We start from the raw sequence: 18,058 nt of genomic DNA on the forward strand, positions 1-18,058 counted from the left end.
CCCCTACGCGCCCACATCAGCCGGAGCCGGCCGCTGAACGAGCTGGGCGTGTACGAGCTGCGCCAGATGGTCGATGCCCTGGGCGCCGATGACCTCCAGGGCGGGGATGGCGCAGCCGAACCGGCGCCGGATCGTGGCCGCCACCTCCGTGGCCATGAGAGAGTCGAGGCCGAGCTGGGCCAGCGGGCGGTCGAGCTGGAGCCGGTCCGGCGTGGTGTGCAGGATGCCGGCGACCAGTTCGGCGATGGCCGCCGACACGAGCCCCCGCCTCTCCTGCGGGCTCTCCACGGCGATGAGGTCGTGGAGGGGGGCGTTCGGCCCGTCCTGGTCGCGGGCGAGCGCGGGCAGCACCTCGGCCAGTCGCGGCACGCGCACGGCCGGCAGGCGGTCGGCGATCGCCTCCGGCGTCACGCGGGCGGCCGTGGTCACCTCCGCGCCCCGCGCCAGCGCGGCTTCGAGGGCGTCGAGCGCCTCGTCCGGGGTGAGCGGCGGCAGCAGCCGCGACAGGAAGCCCATCAGCTCCGGGTGCCGTGCCAGGTAGCCGGTCCCGCCGACGGCGCCCAGCCCCAGGGCGAGCGCCGGGAGCCCGTCCCGGCGGCGGGACCGGGCCAGGGCTTCCAGACAGGCGTTGGCGGCCACGTAGTTGCTCTGCGCGGCGTTGCCGATGACGGTGGCGAGGGAGGACAGCAGGACGAAGAAGCCCAGCTCGCGGTCACGGGTGAGCTGGTCGAGCACGTACGCGCCGGTCATCTTGGCGTTCAGCGCGGTGTGGAAGCGTTCGGGGGTCAGCTCGCTGAGCGGGGCGTCGTCCAGGACCATCGCCGCGTGGATGACGCCGCGCAGCGGGCGGTCCGTGCGATCGATGCTGTCGAGCACGGCGCGCAGCGCGGCGGGATCGGTCACGTCCGCTGCGTACGGGGTGGCGGTCGCGCCTTTTTCCTGGACGGCGCGCACGGTCGCCGCCGCTTCCGGCGCGTCCGGGCCGGCGCGGCTGACCAGGGCGAGGTGACGCGCGCCGCGCTCGGCCAGGCGTACGGCGGCGGCCGCGCCGAGCCCGCCGAGCCCCCCGGTGACGAGGTAGGTCCCCTCGGGATCGAGCGTCACGGGACCCTGCCGCTGCTCGACGGGGAACGGCTGGTCGAAGGAGATCACCACCTTGCCGATGTGGCGGGAGTGCTGCAGGAGCCGGAACGCCTCGCTCACCCGCGCGGCCGGGTAGACCCGGTTGGCGATGGGGCGGTAGTCGCCCCGGTGCACGAGACGGGTCACCCTGGTCACCTGGTCGGCCCACAGCTCCGGTTCGAGGAGGGGGCCGAGGTCCAGGTTGAGCGCGTACAGGCTCAGACTGTCGCGGAACGGGTGCAGCGACACCGACCGGTCGCCGTACAGGTCGAGCTTGCCCAGCTCGACGAAACGCCCGCCCCTGCGCAGCAGCTCCAGCCCGCGCGGGATGGCCTCACCGGCCAGCGAGTTGAGCACGACGTCCACGCCGCCCCCGGTCAGGGCACGGACGTGGTCGGCGAACCCGGGGTTGCGCGAGTCCACCACGTGCGTGACGCCGAGCAGGCGCAGCAGGTCGCGTTTCTCGGGGCTGCCCGCCGTGGCGACGGCCCGCGCGCCGATGTGGGCGGCGTGCTGGAGGGCGGCCAGCCCCACCCCGCCGGCCGCGCCGTGGACCAGCAGCGTCTCCCCCGGCCGCAGGCGGGCCAGATGGTCGAGCGCGTAGTGCACGCTCAGGCAGGCGATGGACAGGGTGGCCGCGTCGGTGAAGCTCATGCCGGCCGGCATGAGCCCGGCCAGCCCCTCGCGGGCCACGACGTGCGAGGCGAGCGACCCGCCGGTGGCGACGAACACGCCGTCGCCGATCCCGAACTTCGTGACGCCCGGGCCCGTCGCGGTCACCACCCCGGCGCACTCGATGCCGAGATGCGGGCCCAGGTAGGTGTCCTGCACCGCCTCCTCCGGCAGCAGCCCGCGGGCCCAGAGCACGTCGCGGTAGTTCAGGGCCGCGGCGCGCACCGCCACGACGATCTCGTGAGGGCCCGGCTCGGGCGGCGGGCCGGTCCGCTCCCAGGCGAGCCGGTAGCCGGGCCCCTGGTCGTCCAGCCGCAGCCGGAACGGCTCGTCTGCGGCGACGTCATGGGGACGGGTGACGGGCCGGGCCGTACGGACCCGCGGCACGAACCGGCCGCCCCCGGTGAGCACGATCTCGTCCTCGGCGGACGGTTCGAGCAGTTCGAGGATCAGGCGGTGCGCGTCCGCACGGGGTGATGCGCCCCGTTCCAGGGAGATGCGCCTGATCTCCAGGTCCGGTCGTTCGTTGGCGAGCGAGCGCGTCAGGCCCCACACGGCGGCGGCGGGTGGCATACACGGCTTTTCCGGAGCGGGGTGCAGGCCGGTCGGCGGCGTGACGACCCAGAGGCGGACGGTGAGCCTCGCCGGCAGGCGGTCGCGAACGGCGGCCAGGGCCCGCAGGACCTGCGCGCGCCGCCCGGTGAGCCCGGCGACCGCCCCCGGCTCGCCAGCGGGTTCGTCGTCCAGCAGCAGCACGAGGTCGGCGGCGCTGTCGCCGTCGCCGACGGCCGCCGGCCAGCCGGACACACCGGCCACGGTCGCGTCCAGCACGGTGGCGCGCAGCGCCGACGCGATCTCGCGGGCGAGCTCGTCGTCGGCGCCCCGCTCGGGCACCACGATCCACGCGGTGCCGGTGGCCGGGACCGGCTCCGTGCTCACCTCGGACAGGGCCGGCGCCTCGGCGCGGCCGAGCAGGACGGACGCCTCGGCCCCGGAGCCGAGCCGGGCCACGTCGCCGAAACCGCACTCCCCCAGCACCGCCGCCCACCGCGCGGCCGGGAGCAGCGGGCTCGCCGCTCTGAGGTCGACGTCGGTGAAGGACCACCAGCGTTCGAGCAGCCCGAACACGGCGACCAGCCGGTCGCTGTCATGCTGCTCCACCACGAGAAGCCGGCCGCCGGGCACCAGCAGGTCGCGGGCCCTGCGGACGGCGGCGCGCACGTCCGGCGCCGCGTGCAGCGCGCCGTCCGCCACCACCACGTCGTAGAACTCGCCGCCGAACCCCTGCTCGGCGGGCTCTCGCGCCAGGTCGAGCAGGCGGTACTGAACGAAGTCGTACGGCGCGAGACGTGCCGCGGCCCGGCGGAGGAACGGCTCGGAGGGGTCGGTGAAGACGTACTCGGTCAGCTGGCGGGGCAGGACGGGCAGGAGCGCGGCCGTCATCCCCGCCGTGCCGCCGCCGAGCTCCAGAACGCGCAGCGGACGGTCCTCGGGCCAGGTGCGCACGATCTCCTCCAGCGCGGCCCGGGCGAGCCGCGAGTCGCAGCGCCGGCCCGGCGAGGCGTCGAGCAGATGCTCCACGGTGTGCCCGCCGCCCTCCGGGAAGATCAGCTCCTCCGGGTCGAGCCGGCCGGTCAGCACCTGATCGAGGTGGTGGCCGCAGCGCCCGCGCAGGATCAGCTCCGCCGAGTGGCCGGGGCAGGCGCGCAGGAGCTTCTGGAACAGCGCCTCGGGCGCCGGCTCGGCGGCCGGCCGCCACCGGGCGTCAGAGCGGTCGTGGCTGGCCGGCTCGTGATCGCGGATGAGCAGGCCGCGCGCTTCGGCGATCGAGGCGAGCGCCGCCACGAGCCGCGCGTGCCGCGGCAGCACCCCCGCGCCGAGCAGCGCGGGCACGTCGAAGACGGCGGCGCCGGGCAGCAGGCGGGCGAAGGCCCGCGCGACGAAGTGCGCGGTGAGGTCGGCGAACTGCGTCCCGGCGTCGTCGCCGTCGCCGGCGCGGAGGGTGTCGCTGTCGCCGGCGCGGAGGATGTCGCCGTCGCCGGCGCGGGCGGTGTCGCCGCCGTCCGGCCGGCAGGACGCGGGCCAGGCGACGGGCCCCGCGCCGGAGCGGGACGCCGGCCGCAGCTCCGTCAGGTGCTCGACCACCGGCGTCCTGGCCGTCGTGGGCAGCCGCCGCACCCGGCAGCCCTCGATGAGCACGGCCACCTCACCGGTGTCGTCGCAGATCGTGACGTCGAACTCGGCCTCGTGCTCGGACACGTACGTGAGCTCGGTGTGGGCGAACCCCCACGGCGGCGGATTGCGCCAGCACCGCACCGCACGCACCGACACCGGCAGATATCCGTGACCACTGCCGATGAGCAGCGGAATCACCGTGTGCAACGCCCCGTCGAGCAGCGTGGGATGGGCCTCGTAGCCGCTCTGCGACACGTTGAGCACGTAGGACGCGAGCGCCTCTCGCGCACTCGTCCACAGCTCGCGCAGCACCTTGAAGCTCGGACCGTACGTGAAGCCCACGCCGGTCAGCTCGGCGTAGCAGGTGTCGTGGTCGCGATGCCGCGTGGCCCTGGCCCTCGCGCCCTTGAGGTCCACCCGCCCGGGGGCCTCGCCGTGCAGCCGCCGCACCCTGCCGCGCGCGTGCATCCGCCACTCGCCCTCCTGCCCGGACCGGCTCGCGATCCGGAACAGGCCGTCCTCGTCGGACAGCGTGACCTGCGTCTGCCTGACGGGGTCGGCGGCCGACAGGGTCATCGCGGAGGGGAACCGCAGGGCCAGCACCTCGACGGGGGCGCCCAGCGCCCGGCGACCGGCGGCCAGGGCCATCTCGATGTACGCCGCCCCCGGCATGATCACCGTGCCGTCGATCTCGTGGTCGGGCAGCCACGGGAGCCGTTCGGGTTCGAGCCGCCCCTGCCAGGCCGGTTCCATGAGCGGCGCCCGCTCGCCGAGCAGCGGATGGTCCAGGGGGCGCGCCCACACCTGCGGGCCGCCGTGCCACTGGCGCTCACGTTGCCAGGGATAGGCGGGCAACTCGGCGACGCGGCCAGGACAGGGGAAGATCCGCGCCCAGTCCAGCGCGTCACCGGCGGCCAGCGCGGCCACCGCGCCCTCCACCAGGGCAGCCCCGTCGCCGTCCCGCCGCAGGGTGGCCACCGCCGTGACACCCATCCTGGTCAGGTACGTGGCCAGGACCGGATGCGGCCCGATCTCGACGAACAGCTCACAACCACGCTCCTTCAGCCGCTCGACCGCCTGGGCGAACAGCACGGGACGGCGTACGTTGTGCCACCAGTAATCGGCGTCGAGCCCTTCCCGCGGCTCCCGCCCCGTCACCGTGGACACGAACGGCACGCCGGCGGCCCCGGCGCGCAGCCCGTCGAGCCCCACGCGGACGGCCTTCTCGGCCCCGTCCATGGCCGCGCTGTGGAAGGCGTGGTCGAGGTCCAGCGGCCGGAAGAACACGCCGCGGGAGGCGAGCTCGTCGCCCAGGGCGGCCAGCGCCTCGGGATCCCCGGCGACGGTCACGTCACGGCCGCTGTTGACCGCGGCCAGCTCAAGCCGCCCCGCGTAGCGGGCCAGCACGTCCGCGGCCTCGTCCGGGGCGAGGCCCGCCGCCGCCATCCGGCCGAGCCCGGCGGTGGGGGCCTGGGCGCGGCTGCGTACGGCGACCACGCGCGCGGCCTGCCCCAGATCCAGGATCCCGGCCGCGTACGCCGCCGCGATCTCCCCGACACTGTGCCCGGCCACCGCGTGCGGGCGCACGCCCCAGTCCCGCAGCAGCTCCAGCAGGCCGACCTGGACGGCGAACAACGCCGGCTGGGCCACCTCGGTGAGCGCGAGCCGCGACCGCCGCGCGGGCGCGGCCAGCTCCTCGGCCACCGACCAGCCGAGCCACGGCGCAAGGGCGGCGTCGGCGGCGTGCACCGCGGCCCGGAAGACGGGCTCGCTCCGCAGCAGGTCGGCGCCCATGCCGGTCCACTGCGAGCCGTTGCCGGAGAAGACGAACGCCACCCGTCCCGAGGCCCCGCCGATCGCGCCACCGGCGGCATCGCCCGCGGCGAGCCGCGTGAGCCGGTCGGCGGCCTCGGCGGCCGAGCCCGCGACGACCGCCGCCCTGAGCTCCCGACGGCCGCGCCGCCGGCACGAGGTGTAGCTGAGGTCGTAGAACTCCTCGCCGGAGGCCGTCGACAGCCGGGCCGCGAGCCGGCGCGCCGACTCGGCCAGCGCGGCCTCGTTCCGCGCCGACACCATCACGGGCAGCCGGCGGCGCGGCCGCGCGACGGGCCCCGGCGGGGCCGCGGGCGGGGCGGCGAGCACGGCGTGCGCGTTGGCGCCGCCGAAGCCGAAGGAGTTCACCCCGGCGACCCTGCGCCCGCCCGGCTGCTCCACCGGCCGCGGCTCGGTGACGGGAAGCAGCCGTAAACCGGCGAAGTCGATGCGCGGGTTGGGCGGGTCGCCGTGCAGCGAGGCCGGGATCCGCCCGTGGCGGAGCACGAGCACGGCCTTCAGGAGGCCGGCGACGCCCGCGGCCGCCTCCAGATGGCCGACGTTGGTCTTGATCGAGCCGATCGGCAGCGCCCGGCTGCGACGGCGTCCCAAGGCCCTGCCGATCGCCTCGCACTCGACGGGGTCGCCCGCCGGGGTGCCGGTGCCGTGCGCCTCGAAGTAGACCAGCTCGTCGGCCGCGACCCCGGCCTCACGGTAGACCTCGCGCAGCAGCCGCTCCTGGGCGTACGGGCTGGGCAGGCTCAGACCCGGAGTGCGGCCGTCGGCGTTGGCGCCGGTGCCCAGCACCACCGCGTGCACCCGGTCGCCGTCGGCCTCGGCGTCGGCCAGGGACTTCAGCACCAGGAAGCCGCCGCCCTCGGAGCGGACGTAGCCGTCGGCCTCCGCCGAGAAGGCGTGGCAGCGGCCCCGGGGCGACAGCATCGACGCCTTGGCGAAACCGACGAACGGGTAGGGGCTGATGAGGATGTTGACGCCGCCGGCGAGCGCGATCCGCCGCCCTCCGCCGGCGACGTACTGGACGGCCTGGTGGAGGGCCATGAGCGCGGAGGAGCAGGCGGTGTCGACGGTCATGCTCGGGCCGTGCAGGTCCAGGGCGTGCGAGACGCGGTTGGCGATGTTGCCCGCCGAGGTGCCGGCGTTGGTGTAGGCGTTGATGCCGGCGGGGTCGCTCACCTGCATGATCTCGTAGTCGTGGGTGGAGGCTCCCACGTACACGCCGGTGGCGGAGCCGGCCAGGACGGCCGGGTCCAGCCCGGCGTCGTCGAACGCCTCCACGGCCAGCTCCAGCATCAGCCGCTGCTGCGGGTCCATGGCGGCGGCCTCGCGAGGCGAGATCCCGAAATAGCCGGTGTCGAAACCCGCGACGTCGTCCAGGAACCCGCCCGCGACCGTGTAGGTCTTGCCGGGGCTGGCCGGGTCGGCGGCGACGAACCGCCCGGGCTCGAAACGGTCCGGCGGCACCTGCGTGACCAGGTCCCGGCCCGCCGAGAGCGCCGCCCACAGGCCGTCGAGGTCGCTGATGCCGCCGGGCAGCCGGCAGCCGATCCCGACGATGGCGACAGGGGTCATGGAGAGCCTCCGATCTCGTCGCGCACGAGCGCCGCGAGTCCGTGCTGAAGGGTGATCCGGGCCCGGAAGCCGAGCTCGGCCGCGGCCCGGCCGGTGGTGCACGTCCAGGAGGGGCAGCGCAGCTCCCGGGCCTTGTCCCTGTTGAGTATCGGTACGGTCCCGCGGACCCTGCCGACGACCTCCGCGCCGGCCGCCGCCAGGTCGACCAGCGGGCCGGGCACCGGGATGACGAGCGGCGGGCGGCGGCCCAGCGCCCGGGCGAGCGCCAGGCAGATGTCCTCGGCGCTGTGCTCGACGCCGTCGCACACGGTGTAGACGCCGGCCGTGGGATCGTCGTGCCGTACGGTCCCGCCCCGTTCGGCCGCGGCCAGCAGTGCCGTGCACAGGTCGACGACGTGGATGAGGCAGAACCGCTTCGGCCCGAGGCCGCCCTTGAGCATTACCCCGCGCCGCGCCATGGGCAGCAGCGACGGCAGGAACTCGGTGTCGCCGGGCCCGTACACGACGGGCGGACGGACGATCACCACCGGCAGCCGCCCGGCCACGCGACGGGCGGCCGTCTCGGCCGCCAGCTTGCTCAAGCCGTAGTACGAGACAGGCGGGCTCACGGCCAGTGAGGAGCACAGCACCAGGCGGGGCGGGTCCGGGCGCGCGGTCAGCGCCGACAGCAGCCGCCCGGTCCCCTCCGCGTTGACGCGGAAGTAGTCCGCCGGGGCGCGCGCCTTGACCAGGGCGGCCAGATGGATCACCCGGTCGGCGGCGGCGACCGCCTCGGGCAGCCCCGCACCGGTCTCCAGGTCGCCCTCGACGCAGTCGGCGCCCAGCCGGTCGAGCTCGTGCCGCCACCGTGGCGCGGACGAGACGCGTACGAGGGCCGTGACCGCGTGACCGTCCGCCCGCAGCCGCCGCACCAGACTCCTGCCGATGAAGCCGGTCGCCCCCGTGACCAGGAAACGTCTCACCGCGGCGGCTCGCAGCCGCGCCGGTAGATCCGGTAGGTCTTGGAGCGGCGGGCGCCGATGTAGCGGGCCACGCCGTTGGCGGCGTCGTTGTCCTCCAGGATCCAGGAGAACTCGACGCGGCGGATGCCGAGCTCGCGGGCGGCCCGCATGGCGCGCGCCCCGAGTTCGAGCACCACTCTGTCGTCCCGGTTCTCCGCCCGTACGCCGAGCAGGACCAGCCTGGCCGCGTCCAGGTGGCGCAGGGCGCGCGCGAACCGCAGCAGGCCGAGGGGCGTGAGCCGGCCTCGCGCGGCCCTGAACGCCGGGCCGGCGTCGGGGACGCCGATCAGCGCGCCCACCGTCTCGCCGTCGCGCTCCGCGATGAGCGTCAGCTCGGGCCGCAGGATCGGCTTCAACGTACGGACCAGGTGACGGAACTCCTTCTCCGTGGCGGGCACGAAGCCCCAGTTGCCCGCCCACACCTGGTTGAAGACCGCCCAGATCTGCGAGGCCGCGCTGTCGAGGTCGGCCAGCCGGAGCGGCCGGACCGTGTACGGGGAGCCTTCGGCGAGGGCGTCGGCCAGGGGCAGGAACTCGTCGGGCACCTGGTCCCAGGTGAGCTCCCACGCCCACAGGTCCTTGGCCTTGACGCAGCCGCACGCCTCCAGCAGCCGGGGGTAATAGGCGGGGTTGTACGGCATGAGCACCGCCGGAGCCCGGTCGAAGGAGTCCACGAGCAGGCCGCACTCGTGGTTCGTCGACAGGCTCACCGGGCCGAGCATGGTGCGCAGGCCGCGCTCGGCCAGCCAGCCGGCCGCGGCCTCGAACAGCGCGTGCGCGACCCCGGGGTCGTCCACGCACTCGAACATGCCGAAGAACCCCTCGTCCGCGCCGTGCAGCTCGTTGTGCCGGGGATTGCGGACGGCCGCGATGCGGCCGGCCACCCGCCCGCCGCGCCTGGCCAGGAAGAGCGCGGCCTCGGCGTAGTCGAAGAACGGGTTGCGCCGGGGATCGAGGAACGCGCGGCGCTCCCGGTCCAGAGGCGGGATCCACGGGTCCTCCGGCCGGTGGATCAGGTGCGGGAACCGGATGAAGGCGGTCAGGTCGGAACGTCGCCTCACCGGCTCGACGGTCACCGCCGTCGCCGTCACCGTCCGGCGCCCTGCGGCCCGATGATCCCCACGGCCGTGCCGGCTTCGGCGAAGGCCCCGATGATCCGGTCGAGCTGCGCGTCGGTGTGCGCCGCGGTCGCGCTGATGCGGATCAGCTCCCGGCCGTGCTGCACCGCGGGGTGGATCACCGCGCCGGTGAAGACCCCCGCGTCGAACAGCGCCCGCCACAGCCGCAGGCACGTCATGAAGTCGCCGACGTGCACCGGCACCACGGGCGTGGGCGCTGACCCGACCTCGTAGCCGAGACCCCGGAGACCGTCGCGCAGCCGGGCCGCGTTGTCCATCACGCGCCGGCGGCGTTCCGGCTCGGCCTCGACGAGTTCGAGCGCTTTGAGCGCCGCCGCGACCGAGGCCGGCGTCATGGACGCGGAGAACACCGCCGGGGAGGCCCAGTGGCGGATGTAGTCGATGACGTCCGCCTCGCCGGCCAGCGCCCCGCCGAGCGAGGCCAGGCTCTTGGAGAAGGTGGTCATGACCAGGTCGACGCTGCTCTCCAGCCCCAGCAGCTCGGGTACGCCGCGGCCGTCCGCGCCGAGCACGCCCAGGTCGTGCGCGCAGTCGAGCATCAGGCGGGCGCCGTGCCGCCCGGCCAGCTCGGCGATCCTGGGCAGGTCGCACATGTCGCCGGCCATGGAGAAGACCCCTTCGGTGACGATGAGCACGCCGCTGCCGGCGGGGGTGTCGGCCAGGAGCCACTCCAGATGCTTGGTGTCGTTGTGCCGGAACACGCGCTCGACGGCTCCGCCCAGGCGTACGGCGTCGCGCAGGGAGGCGTGGTTGTCCTGGTCGGTCAGGACGACGTCGTCCTCGCCGAGGAGTGCCGACACCGCGAGGTTGGTCTGGAACCCGGTGGACAGGGCGACCGCGGCCTCGCGGTGCAGGAAGGCCGCCAGGCGTTCCTCCAGTTCGAGGTGCAGCGCGTAGGTGCCGTTCGCGAGGCGGGATCCCGAGCAGGAGGTGCCGTGTTCGGCGATCGCCTTGCGGGCCGCCTCCCGTACGCGTGGATCGGCGGAGAGCCCCAGGTAGTCGTTGGACGCCGCCATGATGACCGGCCGTCCGTGAATGCGCGCCTCACCGGGTGAGAGCATCGTCTCGACAGGCGGTGCGAACGGGTAGAGCCCGGCGGATTTGAAAATGCGGTGGGTTTCCCAGCTGCGACATTTGTCGAAGACGTCCGCCATGACTCGCACTATGACGGTCACCGGCTCGGCTGAACATGTCGTGCCAGTGAGACAAGAGTTTCCCGGTGCTCCTGCGGGCGGGTCGCCCCACTCACCGCGCCACATTTCCGAAATATCCCCATATAGCAGGTCGGACGGCCACGCAGGTGTGACCGTCGCGGAAGTCATCGCCCCGGCCCGGCCTGACTATCTTTATCCGCGTCGACGCCAATTCCCTTTACGGAGGCGCATGGGCACGCTCGCGATTGTCCATGACGCGGCCGTCGCCTTCGTCATCCTCGCGGCGTCACGCGCGGTGAAATTCGCCGGGCAGGCCACGGCGCGGCCCGCACTCGGCGACGGGCTGTGGGCCGCGGCGCTGGCGGCGGGGGCGGCGCTCGCGGAGCTGGCGGGCGGCCCTGCCGGCCGCGCCGTGGCCTCCGCCGTCGTGCTGGCCGTGGTGGTCACCGTATGGATCGGGGCCGCGATCTGGCGGGTGTTCACCGTCGAGGTCGGCCGGCTCGCCTTCGACGGCATGGCCCAGTCGCGGGCCTTCCGCGAGCCCGCCGAAGTGGACTGGGTACGCAACTGGACGCTCGCCTTCTACCGCGACCACCCCGGCTTCGCCCTGCTGCCGCTGCCCGCGATCGGCTGGCTCGCGGTGCCGTACCTGCCGCTCCACGTGCAGGGCGCGGCCCGGATCGCCGTCGTGGCCGTACTGGCGGCCTGGCTGGCCATGACGTCCGCCCGTACCCGCGCGAGCTGCTGGCTCGGCTGCGCGCTGGCCGCCGCGCTCGCCCCCGCCGCCCCCACTCCCCCGCCGCAATGGTGGCACCTGGTCACCGTGCTCGCCCTCCTGCCGGCCGGCCGCCTGCTGCGCCGGCGCGGGCTGCTGCGCGGCTCGATCGCCGGCGACTGCCTGCTCCCGCGCCCCTGGCCCGCCCTGCCCCGCACCCGCTCTCCTGCCGTCACCGCCTGGCAGGCACGACCGCCCCGCCGATCGCCGTACGCCGGAGCCCTGCGAGGCCACGACGTGCTGCTGATCACCCTGGAGTCCGTCGGCCGCGACCACCTGGCCCGATTCACGCCGGACGGCGCCCGCACCCCCTTCCTGGACGCCCTGTACGCCCACGCCGTGGTCTCGCCCCGCCACGTCGCGCCCTCGCCGCTGACCACGAACGCGCACGTGCTCCTCGCCCACGGCCGCTACCGCGCCGACGGGGAGTCACAGGTCCACCGGCTGAACGCGGCCGGCTACCGCACCGCGTACCTCACCTCGGCCCGCACCAGCTACTACGGACTGGGCGACATCCTCGCCGGCGCCGGCTACCGGACCCTCGTCGACCGCTCCCGGCTGGGCGGCCACATCACCGACAGAGAACTCCCCGAGGCAGGCGCCGACGCCCTCCTCGCCGACCTGCCCGCCGACCGGGCGCCGCTCTTCCTGCACGTGCACACCACCGACACCCACGTCCCCTACCGGGTCCGCGACCCCCGCTTCCGCCGCAGGGGCGACGGCCGGCGCGACCGGTTCCTCGACGCGCTGGAGGAGGCCGACGACAATCTCCGCCGCCTGCACGAGACCCTGATGGACCGAGGCGTGCTGCGCGACCCGCTGATCGTCGTCACCGCCGACCACGGCGAATCCTTCGGCCAGCTCGGCTACCACTTCCACGCCACCGCCGTGACCGCGGAACAGACCCTCGTCCCCCTGGCCATCGCCCACCCCGCCCTGCCGGCCGCGCAGATCTCCTGGTCGTCCCACCTCGACGTACTGCCGACCATCCTCGACCTGACAGGCGTCGCCGCCGCGCCGTCCCACGGCGAGTCCCTCTTCCACCTCGACCGCCCGCAGCGCCTGGCCCTCTGGGTCGGCCACCCCATGAGGCGCAGCACCTCCTGCTACGGCCTGATCGACGGCGAGCGCAAACTGATGATCGACCTGGTCACCGAGCGGTGCTTCGCATCGGACTGGGAGGACCGCTCCCCCCGCCCGCTGCACGGCCCGGAACGACGCCACGCGGCCCAGTCGGCGACGACGGCGCTGCGCCGGCTGGGCCTCGACTGACCTGGGGCCTCAGGTCGTGGTGGTGGGCTTGTCGAGACCGGTCAGCCTGGCCAGGGCCGCGAAGCCGTCATCGCTGCCCGGCCAGTGCCGCCGCACCGCCTGCACCCCGGCGCGGCGCACCACGGACCGCAGCACCGCGATGACGATGACGGCATCGTCGGCGTACCCGAGCACCGGGATGAAGTCGGGCACCAGATCGATCGGAAAGGCCAGGTAGGCCAGCAACAACGCGAGCCGCACCCGCACCCCGCGCGGCAGCTCGGGATCGGCCGCCAGCCGGCGCACCAGCCGCAGCACATCGGGCAACAGCCGCAGCGCCTCCCGCAACAACCCGCCGCGCGGCCGCACGACCGCCAGCACGCCGATCAGCGCCACCCAGGCGACCAGCAACGCGCCCGCGACCCCGATCAGCAGATCCCATCCCCATGACCCGGTCATGCCTGCCCGCTCTCCTGTGTTGAACGCTCCAGGGGAGCCTCGAAATCGCCAATGTATCGGCATTCGTCTGGTTCAACGTCCATGGCCATCATGCATACGCGCGGGCTCGGCCCGTACGCCTCTCCGGCAGGGTCACTCGCTACACCCGCTGCGGACACGAAGCCGCAAACAAGCTCGGCCCACAGGCGCTCCGGCACGAGAACACCAGTCCGCTGAGTCAGTTGATCGCCGATCCAGAAGCCCGGCTCACCGGGTCGGCCGCGTATTTGGGTGAGTGCTGCAACGAGTACGCGGATACGCGGACAGCTCAGGTGCCGCGTTCGGCGGGCAGGTAGATCGTCTGCTGGTTCTTGCGGGCGGTGCGGGCGGCCGGGATACGGGCGGCGGTCGTGGCGGGCAGCTTGGCGGCCGCCTCCTCCCAGCGCCAGAACCGGGCGGCGTCGAGTTCGTCGGTCTGCAGCCGGATGCGGGACGGATCAGTGATGGTCCCGCCGTCGAAGATGAAGTTCATCATCGGCCGCGAACGATCCCCCATCGGGGGCACCCAGTCGACCACGAGCAGCGCGCCAGCGAGGACTTGCAGGCTGAGTTCCTCGCCGACCTCGCGCTCGGCACACACCTGGGGAGGCTCGCAGTCGTCCACCATCCCGCCGGGGACCGCCCAATAGGGGCGGTAGTTGGGTTTGACCAGCAGGACGCGATCGGCGTCGTCGGTGAGCAGCATGCACGCGGAGAGGTGAACGGTGGGCAGGCTGGCATACCAGTGCTCGGGCGACAGATAGGTTTCGCTCACCTCGTCCACGCTACCCCGGCACGGGCTGGCCGCCCCGAATTTGGCCGATATGTCCAGAGGGCAGCTGGTCCGGCAACTGTTCGAGGAACGCGCTCACCTCGGTGACGGGCCGATGCGGGGTCAGCACTTTGGCCAGCAACATGATGCGGGCGGTGACTCGCCGCGAACGAATCCGCCGCGCCATCTGCAGCGCCTCCGTTCCCAAGAGTGCAGCCTGGTCGATGCGACCGGCGCGCGCATGCGCGGTCGCGGTGAGGGCGGTATGCAGCGCTCGGGTGCGTGTGTTGGCCGGGCCCACGTCGAGGGCTTGGTGCTGATGGCGCAGCGCCTCGCTGGGCAGACCCAGGTCCAGCAGCGAGCGCATAGCGGCACCGGCCAGATGCGCCGGGCTGAAATAGCGCGTCCAGGCGGGGCCGGTCTCGGCGCGTTCCAGGGCGCGGGTGGCTCGCGCGATCGCCTGGGCGAAGCTCCGCCGGTCCCCGGCCAGGGCGTGAGCGCTGGCCGCGGTTGCGTGCAGCCGGGCGGCCACCATCGCGCACGGGCGGTGGCCGGCACCCTCAACTGCGGCAAGTGCCAGCCGGACGGCCTCGCCGGGCAGATGCAGGAAGATGGCCTGGGTGGCGAGGTTGGCCAGGATGTGCGCGCCATGCAGGCGATCTCCGGCCGCCTTGGACAGGCGCAACGCCTGGATGAAGGCGCGCTGGGCGGTGCCGTGGTCGCCGATGTCATAGGCCATGAAGGCGGCCATGCCGGTCAGTTCGGCCGCCACGGCGAACAGCTCCCGGCCGACGGCGTCGTCATAGCGGCCGCGCAGGAGAGGCGCCACGTCCCGGGTGAGGAAATCGCCCAGGAACGCACGGGCGTGTCCGCCGCCATGCCGCCGATCGAGGTCCAGGAACTGCTCGGTGCACGAGCGCAGCATCTGCACGTCCAGCACATCAACCGGGTGGCCCGCCGTCCGCACCACATCGGCGTCGGCCGGGTCGAAGTGCCAGCGCCATCCGGCCTGCTCGGCCGCGCTGGCCACGAACGGTGCCGACGAGGGGGAGGCGGTGCCGAGCCGTCTCCACAGCCCGGCGGCGGTCTCGATGGCCGCGGGCACGGTGGTGGGAAACGACAGCGCTTGGGCGTCAGCATCGGCCGCCAGGGTGGCGAAACCCAGATCGCCGGCCGCCACGGCGCGGCCGAGCCGGACCGCCAGCACCTCGGCGATGAGTTCCGGGGCCGGCTGTTCGGGACAGCGGCCGCGCAGCCACCAATACACCGACGCGCCGTCGTACTTCAGGACCAACCCATACCGGTCCGCGGCGGCGCGGTTGACCTGGCGGGCGAAGGCAGCCAGCGAACGGCGATAGGCCGCCTCGCTGAGCAGGGCTTCCAGCGCTTGGTTGGTGACCGGCCGTGTCATGGCGGACGCCCTTCCGTGGCCTACAGCGTCATTGTCACCGAAGGCCCTCATGAGCAAACCCCCTGTCACTGACAGCTCACCGCGGGGGCGTTGCGCGCAAGGTACGCGCAAGACACGCAGGCCGGTCCGCACGGGCGCACATGTCACTCCATCTGCCCGTACGAGCGAGCTGGGCGGAGTGTGAAGGCCGAGCTCGACCACCCAGATCGCACCGATCACGGACAGGACTGCCGATGACCTTGCGCACCGACCTGCCCACGTCGCCCATGTTGCCTGCGCCGCGGCGGTTGTCCGGCGGCGCCGGCGACTTTGCCCGCCGCGGCGGGCAGCTGCGCGTCTCGCTCACCCCGCGCTGCCAGCTCGGCTGCTGGTTCTGCCACAACGAAGGAGAGATACCGCCGCGCATCACCCACCACGACCGCGCCGTCCAGCCCCGGCGCCGGGCGCTGAACGCCGGCGACTTCCTGGCGGCGATCAACGCGATGACCGCCGCCGGCATCCGGCGCGTCTTTTTCACCGGCGGGGAGCCGCTGCTGTCCCCGCTGGCCCGCCCGATCCTGCAGGGCCTGCCCGGTCACCAGATGGACGAGTACACCACCACGTTGATCACCAACGGGCTCACGCTCGCCAAGGACCTCGATTGGCTGGCGGCCACGGCGCTGGACCGGATCAAGGTCTCGCTGCATTACTTCTCCGACGCCTCCATCGCCGCGATCGCACAGGGTAGGCCCGGCGACATCGCCAAGATCAAAGCCGGGATCGAGGCCGCGATCGGAACCATCCCGATCGTTGAGCTGAATCTGCTGCTGCAGGAACAGAACGCGCACGAGGTGATGGACGTCATCGCCTACGCCCGCGAGCTCGGCACCGGCCTGCAGATCATCGAACTGGTCGACACCGACCACAACGCCGGCCTGAGCGGCGTCAAGGTGGCTTCCGGCGAGATCAGCGCCTGCCTGCGCTCCATCGCCACCGCCGAGGACGTCGTCACCTCCGGCACTGGCCAGGGCCGGCGCGTCTTCACCGTCCCCGGCAGAGACGGCCCGATGACGATCGAGGTCATCGACGCTACGCTCGGCCGCCACCACGTCGGCCAGTGCGCCAGTTGCCCTGAGCGGGAGCGCTGCATCGAGGGCTTTTGGGCACTGCGTCTGGACTCGGCCGGTGCGTTGAGCCCCTGCCTGCTGCGCCCCGACCTGCGCCTGGACGTCACCTCGCGCGCTGCGGATCCGGCCGCGCTGCTGGCGGCCGTCTCCGCGCACCTCGACGCCTTCACCGAAGGGACACTGGCGTGACCGTACGTTTCGCCGCCGCCTACCACGCCGCCGACACCCCACGGTCGGGGATCTTCGTGGTCCTGGAAGGCATCAGCGGATCGGGCAAATCCACCCTGGCCGCCCACCTCGCCGAGCGGCTCGGCTGCAGCTCCTTTCACACCGTTCCCGCCCCTGTCTCGGACCTGCAGCCCTACATCAACGCGCACGCCCGCGCCTTGCCCCAGCTGGCCTTCTACCTGGCCGGCGCGCTGCACGCCGCCGACCTGGCCCGCCACGCCCTACTCAGCGGGCACGCGATCGCCGACCGCTATGTCAACTCCGTCATCGCCAACCACGCTGCCGTCCATGGCCTGGACAACGCCACCGTCGCTGCGGCCATCGCCCCGTTCACCGGTTATCTGGCCCAGCCAGACATCACCATTTACCTGCACACCGACCTGGACGAGCTGACCGCTCGAATGACCGCCAGGCCCGACCAGAGCGACGGCGACCGCGACCTGATCGCCGACCGCGCCTTGCTGCGGCGGCTGGCCGAGCATTACGACCAAATCGCCGCCACTGACCCGACCGCCTATCACCTGCACACCGACGGCCGCACCCCAGCTCAGCTCGCTGACCACCTCACCGACCTGATCCACGCGATGGCCCACACTCTGGACCAGGCCGTGAGCGAGGGGCAGGTTCCGCCGGCCAGCGCCTGACGGCCCTCGGGCGAACTTCGGCGGCCTCCCCGAGCATCCCCGAGCTCCCCGCGCACTGCGATAGCGTGACCTGACCAGCATCGAGCGCATCGTCACTGCGGGGAGCACGGCATGGCCGCACCAGCCGAGACCTTCCGTCCTCACGTCGGGGTGCACCTGATCCTCATCCGAGACGGCAAAGTGCTGCTGTTGCTGCGCGCGAACACCGGGTTCGCCGACGGCTCCTGGTCGGTGCCCGGGGGTTGTCTGGACGCCGGAGAGCCCCTGCCCGCAGGTGCGGCCCGCGAGGCCCGCGAAGAACTCGACATCGTCATCGACCCCACCGACCTTGCTTTCGCGCACCTGTGTCACCACGCCGACCCCGACGGTCAGGCCCGCATCGGCGTCTTCTTCGCCACCACTCGCTGGACTGGGGAACCCGTCAACGCCGAGCCCGGCAGATGCGACAAAATCGACTGGTTCCCCCTCGACAGCCTGCCCGGCGACCTCGTCACCTACATCCGCACCGGCATCGACGCCTACCGCCACGGTCACTCCTTCAGTCTCGACGGCTGGCGCGTCGGCTGAAGGCCGCCCGCTCGCCCGGGTGGGGGATGGCCGCGTCCTCGCATGTCCGGCTGGCGAGATCGTCAGGCGCTTGGGATCCCTGAGCCAGTACCTTCTGCTCGACGGGCTCCGGAGAAGGCAGCTCACTGCCCAGACGAGCCATTGCCACTGCCGGACGCGGCA

11 protein-coding genes are annotated in these 18,058 nt (G+C 73.4%); 4 read left to right on the forward strand and 7 right to left on the reverse strand.

Annotation, left to right across the window (positions count from 1 at the left end; translation table 11 throughout):
* Positions 1-3: 3 nt before the first annotated feature.
* From ACBR40_RS07920 to ACBR40_RS07935, 4 genes are read right to left on the reverse strand one after another with little or no spacing between them, the layout of a single operon-like run.
* On the reverse strand, positions 4-7,371 hold the full coding sequence (locus ACBR40_RS07920; RefSeq protein ID WP_371248096.1) for an SDR family NAD(P)-dependent oxidoreductase: 7,368 nt from the start codon (positions 7,369-7,371) through the stop codon (positions 4-6).
* Positions 7,368-8,333, reverse strand: coding sequence for an NAD-dependent epimerase/dehydratase family protein (locus ACBR40_RS07925; protein ID WP_371248098.1), 966 nt, complete (start codon positions 8,331-8,333; stop codon positions 7,368-7,370). Before ACBR40_RS07925 ends, ACBR40_RS07920 begins: the two co-directional genes overlap by 4 nt.
* The gene (locus ACBR40_RS07930) at positions 8,330-9,433 is read right to left on the reverse strand and encodes a hypothetical protein (protein ID WP_344207477.1); all 1,104 of its coding nucleotides are present in this window, start codon (positions 9,431-9,433) and stop codon (positions 8,330-8,332) included. Before ACBR40_RS07930 ends, ACBR40_RS07925 begins: the two co-directional genes overlap by 4 nt.
* Before the next feature lie 26 nt (positions 9,434-9,459).
* A complete protein-coding gene (locus tag ACBR40_RS07935; protein ID WP_371248099.1) occupies positions 9,460-10,572 on the reverse strand; it encodes an aminotransferase class I/II-fold pyridoxal phosphate-dependent enzyme in 1,113 nt (370 codons plus the stop codon).
* Positions 10,573-10,894: 322 nt separating this feature from the next.
* Here ACBR40_RS07935 and ACBR40_RS07940 point away from each other — a divergent pair, with 322 nt between their 5' ends.
* Complete coding sequence (locus ACBR40_RS07940) at positions 10,895-12,712, forward strand: sulfatase-like hydrolase/transferase (RefSeq protein WP_371248100.1); 1,818 nt, start codon at positions 10,895-10,897, stop codon at positions 12,710-12,712.
* A 9-nt stretch (positions 12,713-12,721) separates the two neighbouring features.
* Here the strand turns inward: ACBR40_RS07940 and ACBR40_RS07945 are convergent, their stop codons facing one another.
* From ACBR40_RS07945 to ACBR40_RS07955, 3 genes are all read right to left on the reverse strand, one after another.
* Positions 12,722-13,150, reverse strand: a complete 429-nt coding sequence (locus ACBR40_RS07945) for a YkvA family protein (protein WP_371248101.1) — start codon at positions 13,148-13,150, stop codon at positions 12,722-12,724.
* A gap of 307 nt (positions 13,151-13,457) precedes the next feature.
* Positions 13,458-13,943, reverse strand: a complete 486-nt coding sequence (locus ACBR40_RS07950; protein WP_371248102.1) for an NUDIX domain-containing protein — start codon at positions 13,941-13,943, stop codon at positions 13,458-13,460.
* Positions 13,944-13,953: 10 nt separating this feature from the next.
* Positions 13,954-15,351, reverse strand: a complete 1,398-nt coding sequence (locus tag ACBR40_RS07955) for a hypothetical protein (RefSeq protein WP_371248103.1) — start codon at positions 15,349-15,351, stop codon at positions 13,954-13,956.
* Between the two features lie 233 nt (positions 15,352-15,584).
* Here ACBR40_RS07955 and ACBR40_RS07960 point away from each other — a divergent pair, with 233 nt between their 5' ends.
* The 3 genes from ACBR40_RS07960 (at position 15,585) to ACBR40_RS07970 (ending at position 17,896) form a co-directional block, all read left to right on the forward strand.
* Positions 15,585-16,646: a radical SAM protein gene (locus ACBR40_RS07960; RefSeq protein WP_371248104.1), complete on the forward strand. Its 1,062-nt coding sequence runs from the start codon at positions 15,585-15,587 to the stop codon at positions 16,644-16,646.
* Positions 16,643-17,329 (forward strand): deoxynucleoside kinase, encoded by a 687-nt coding sequence (locus ACBR40_RS07965; RefSeq protein WP_371248105.1) that lies wholly within the window; start codon positions 16,643-16,645, stop codon positions 17,327-17,329. The genes ACBR40_RS07960 and ACBR40_RS07965 overlap by 4 nt, the downstream gene beginning before the upstream one ends.
* Before the next feature lie 111 nt (positions 17,330-17,440).
* Positions 17,441-17,896 carry an NUDIX domain-containing protein gene (locus ACBR40_RS07970; protein ID WP_371248106.1) on the forward strand — a complete coding sequence of 152 codons (456 nt, stop codon included), beginning with the start codon at positions 17,441-17,443 and terminating at the stop codon, positions 17,894-17,896.
* Positions 17,897-18,058: the final 162 nt, after the last annotated feature.

This window comes from Nonomuraea sp. AD125B (genome assembly GCF_041402765.1).
Taxonomy (GTDB): domain Bacteria; phylum Actinomycetota; class Actinomycetes; order Streptosporangiales; family Streptosporangiaceae; genus Nonomuraea; species Nonomuraea bangladeshensis.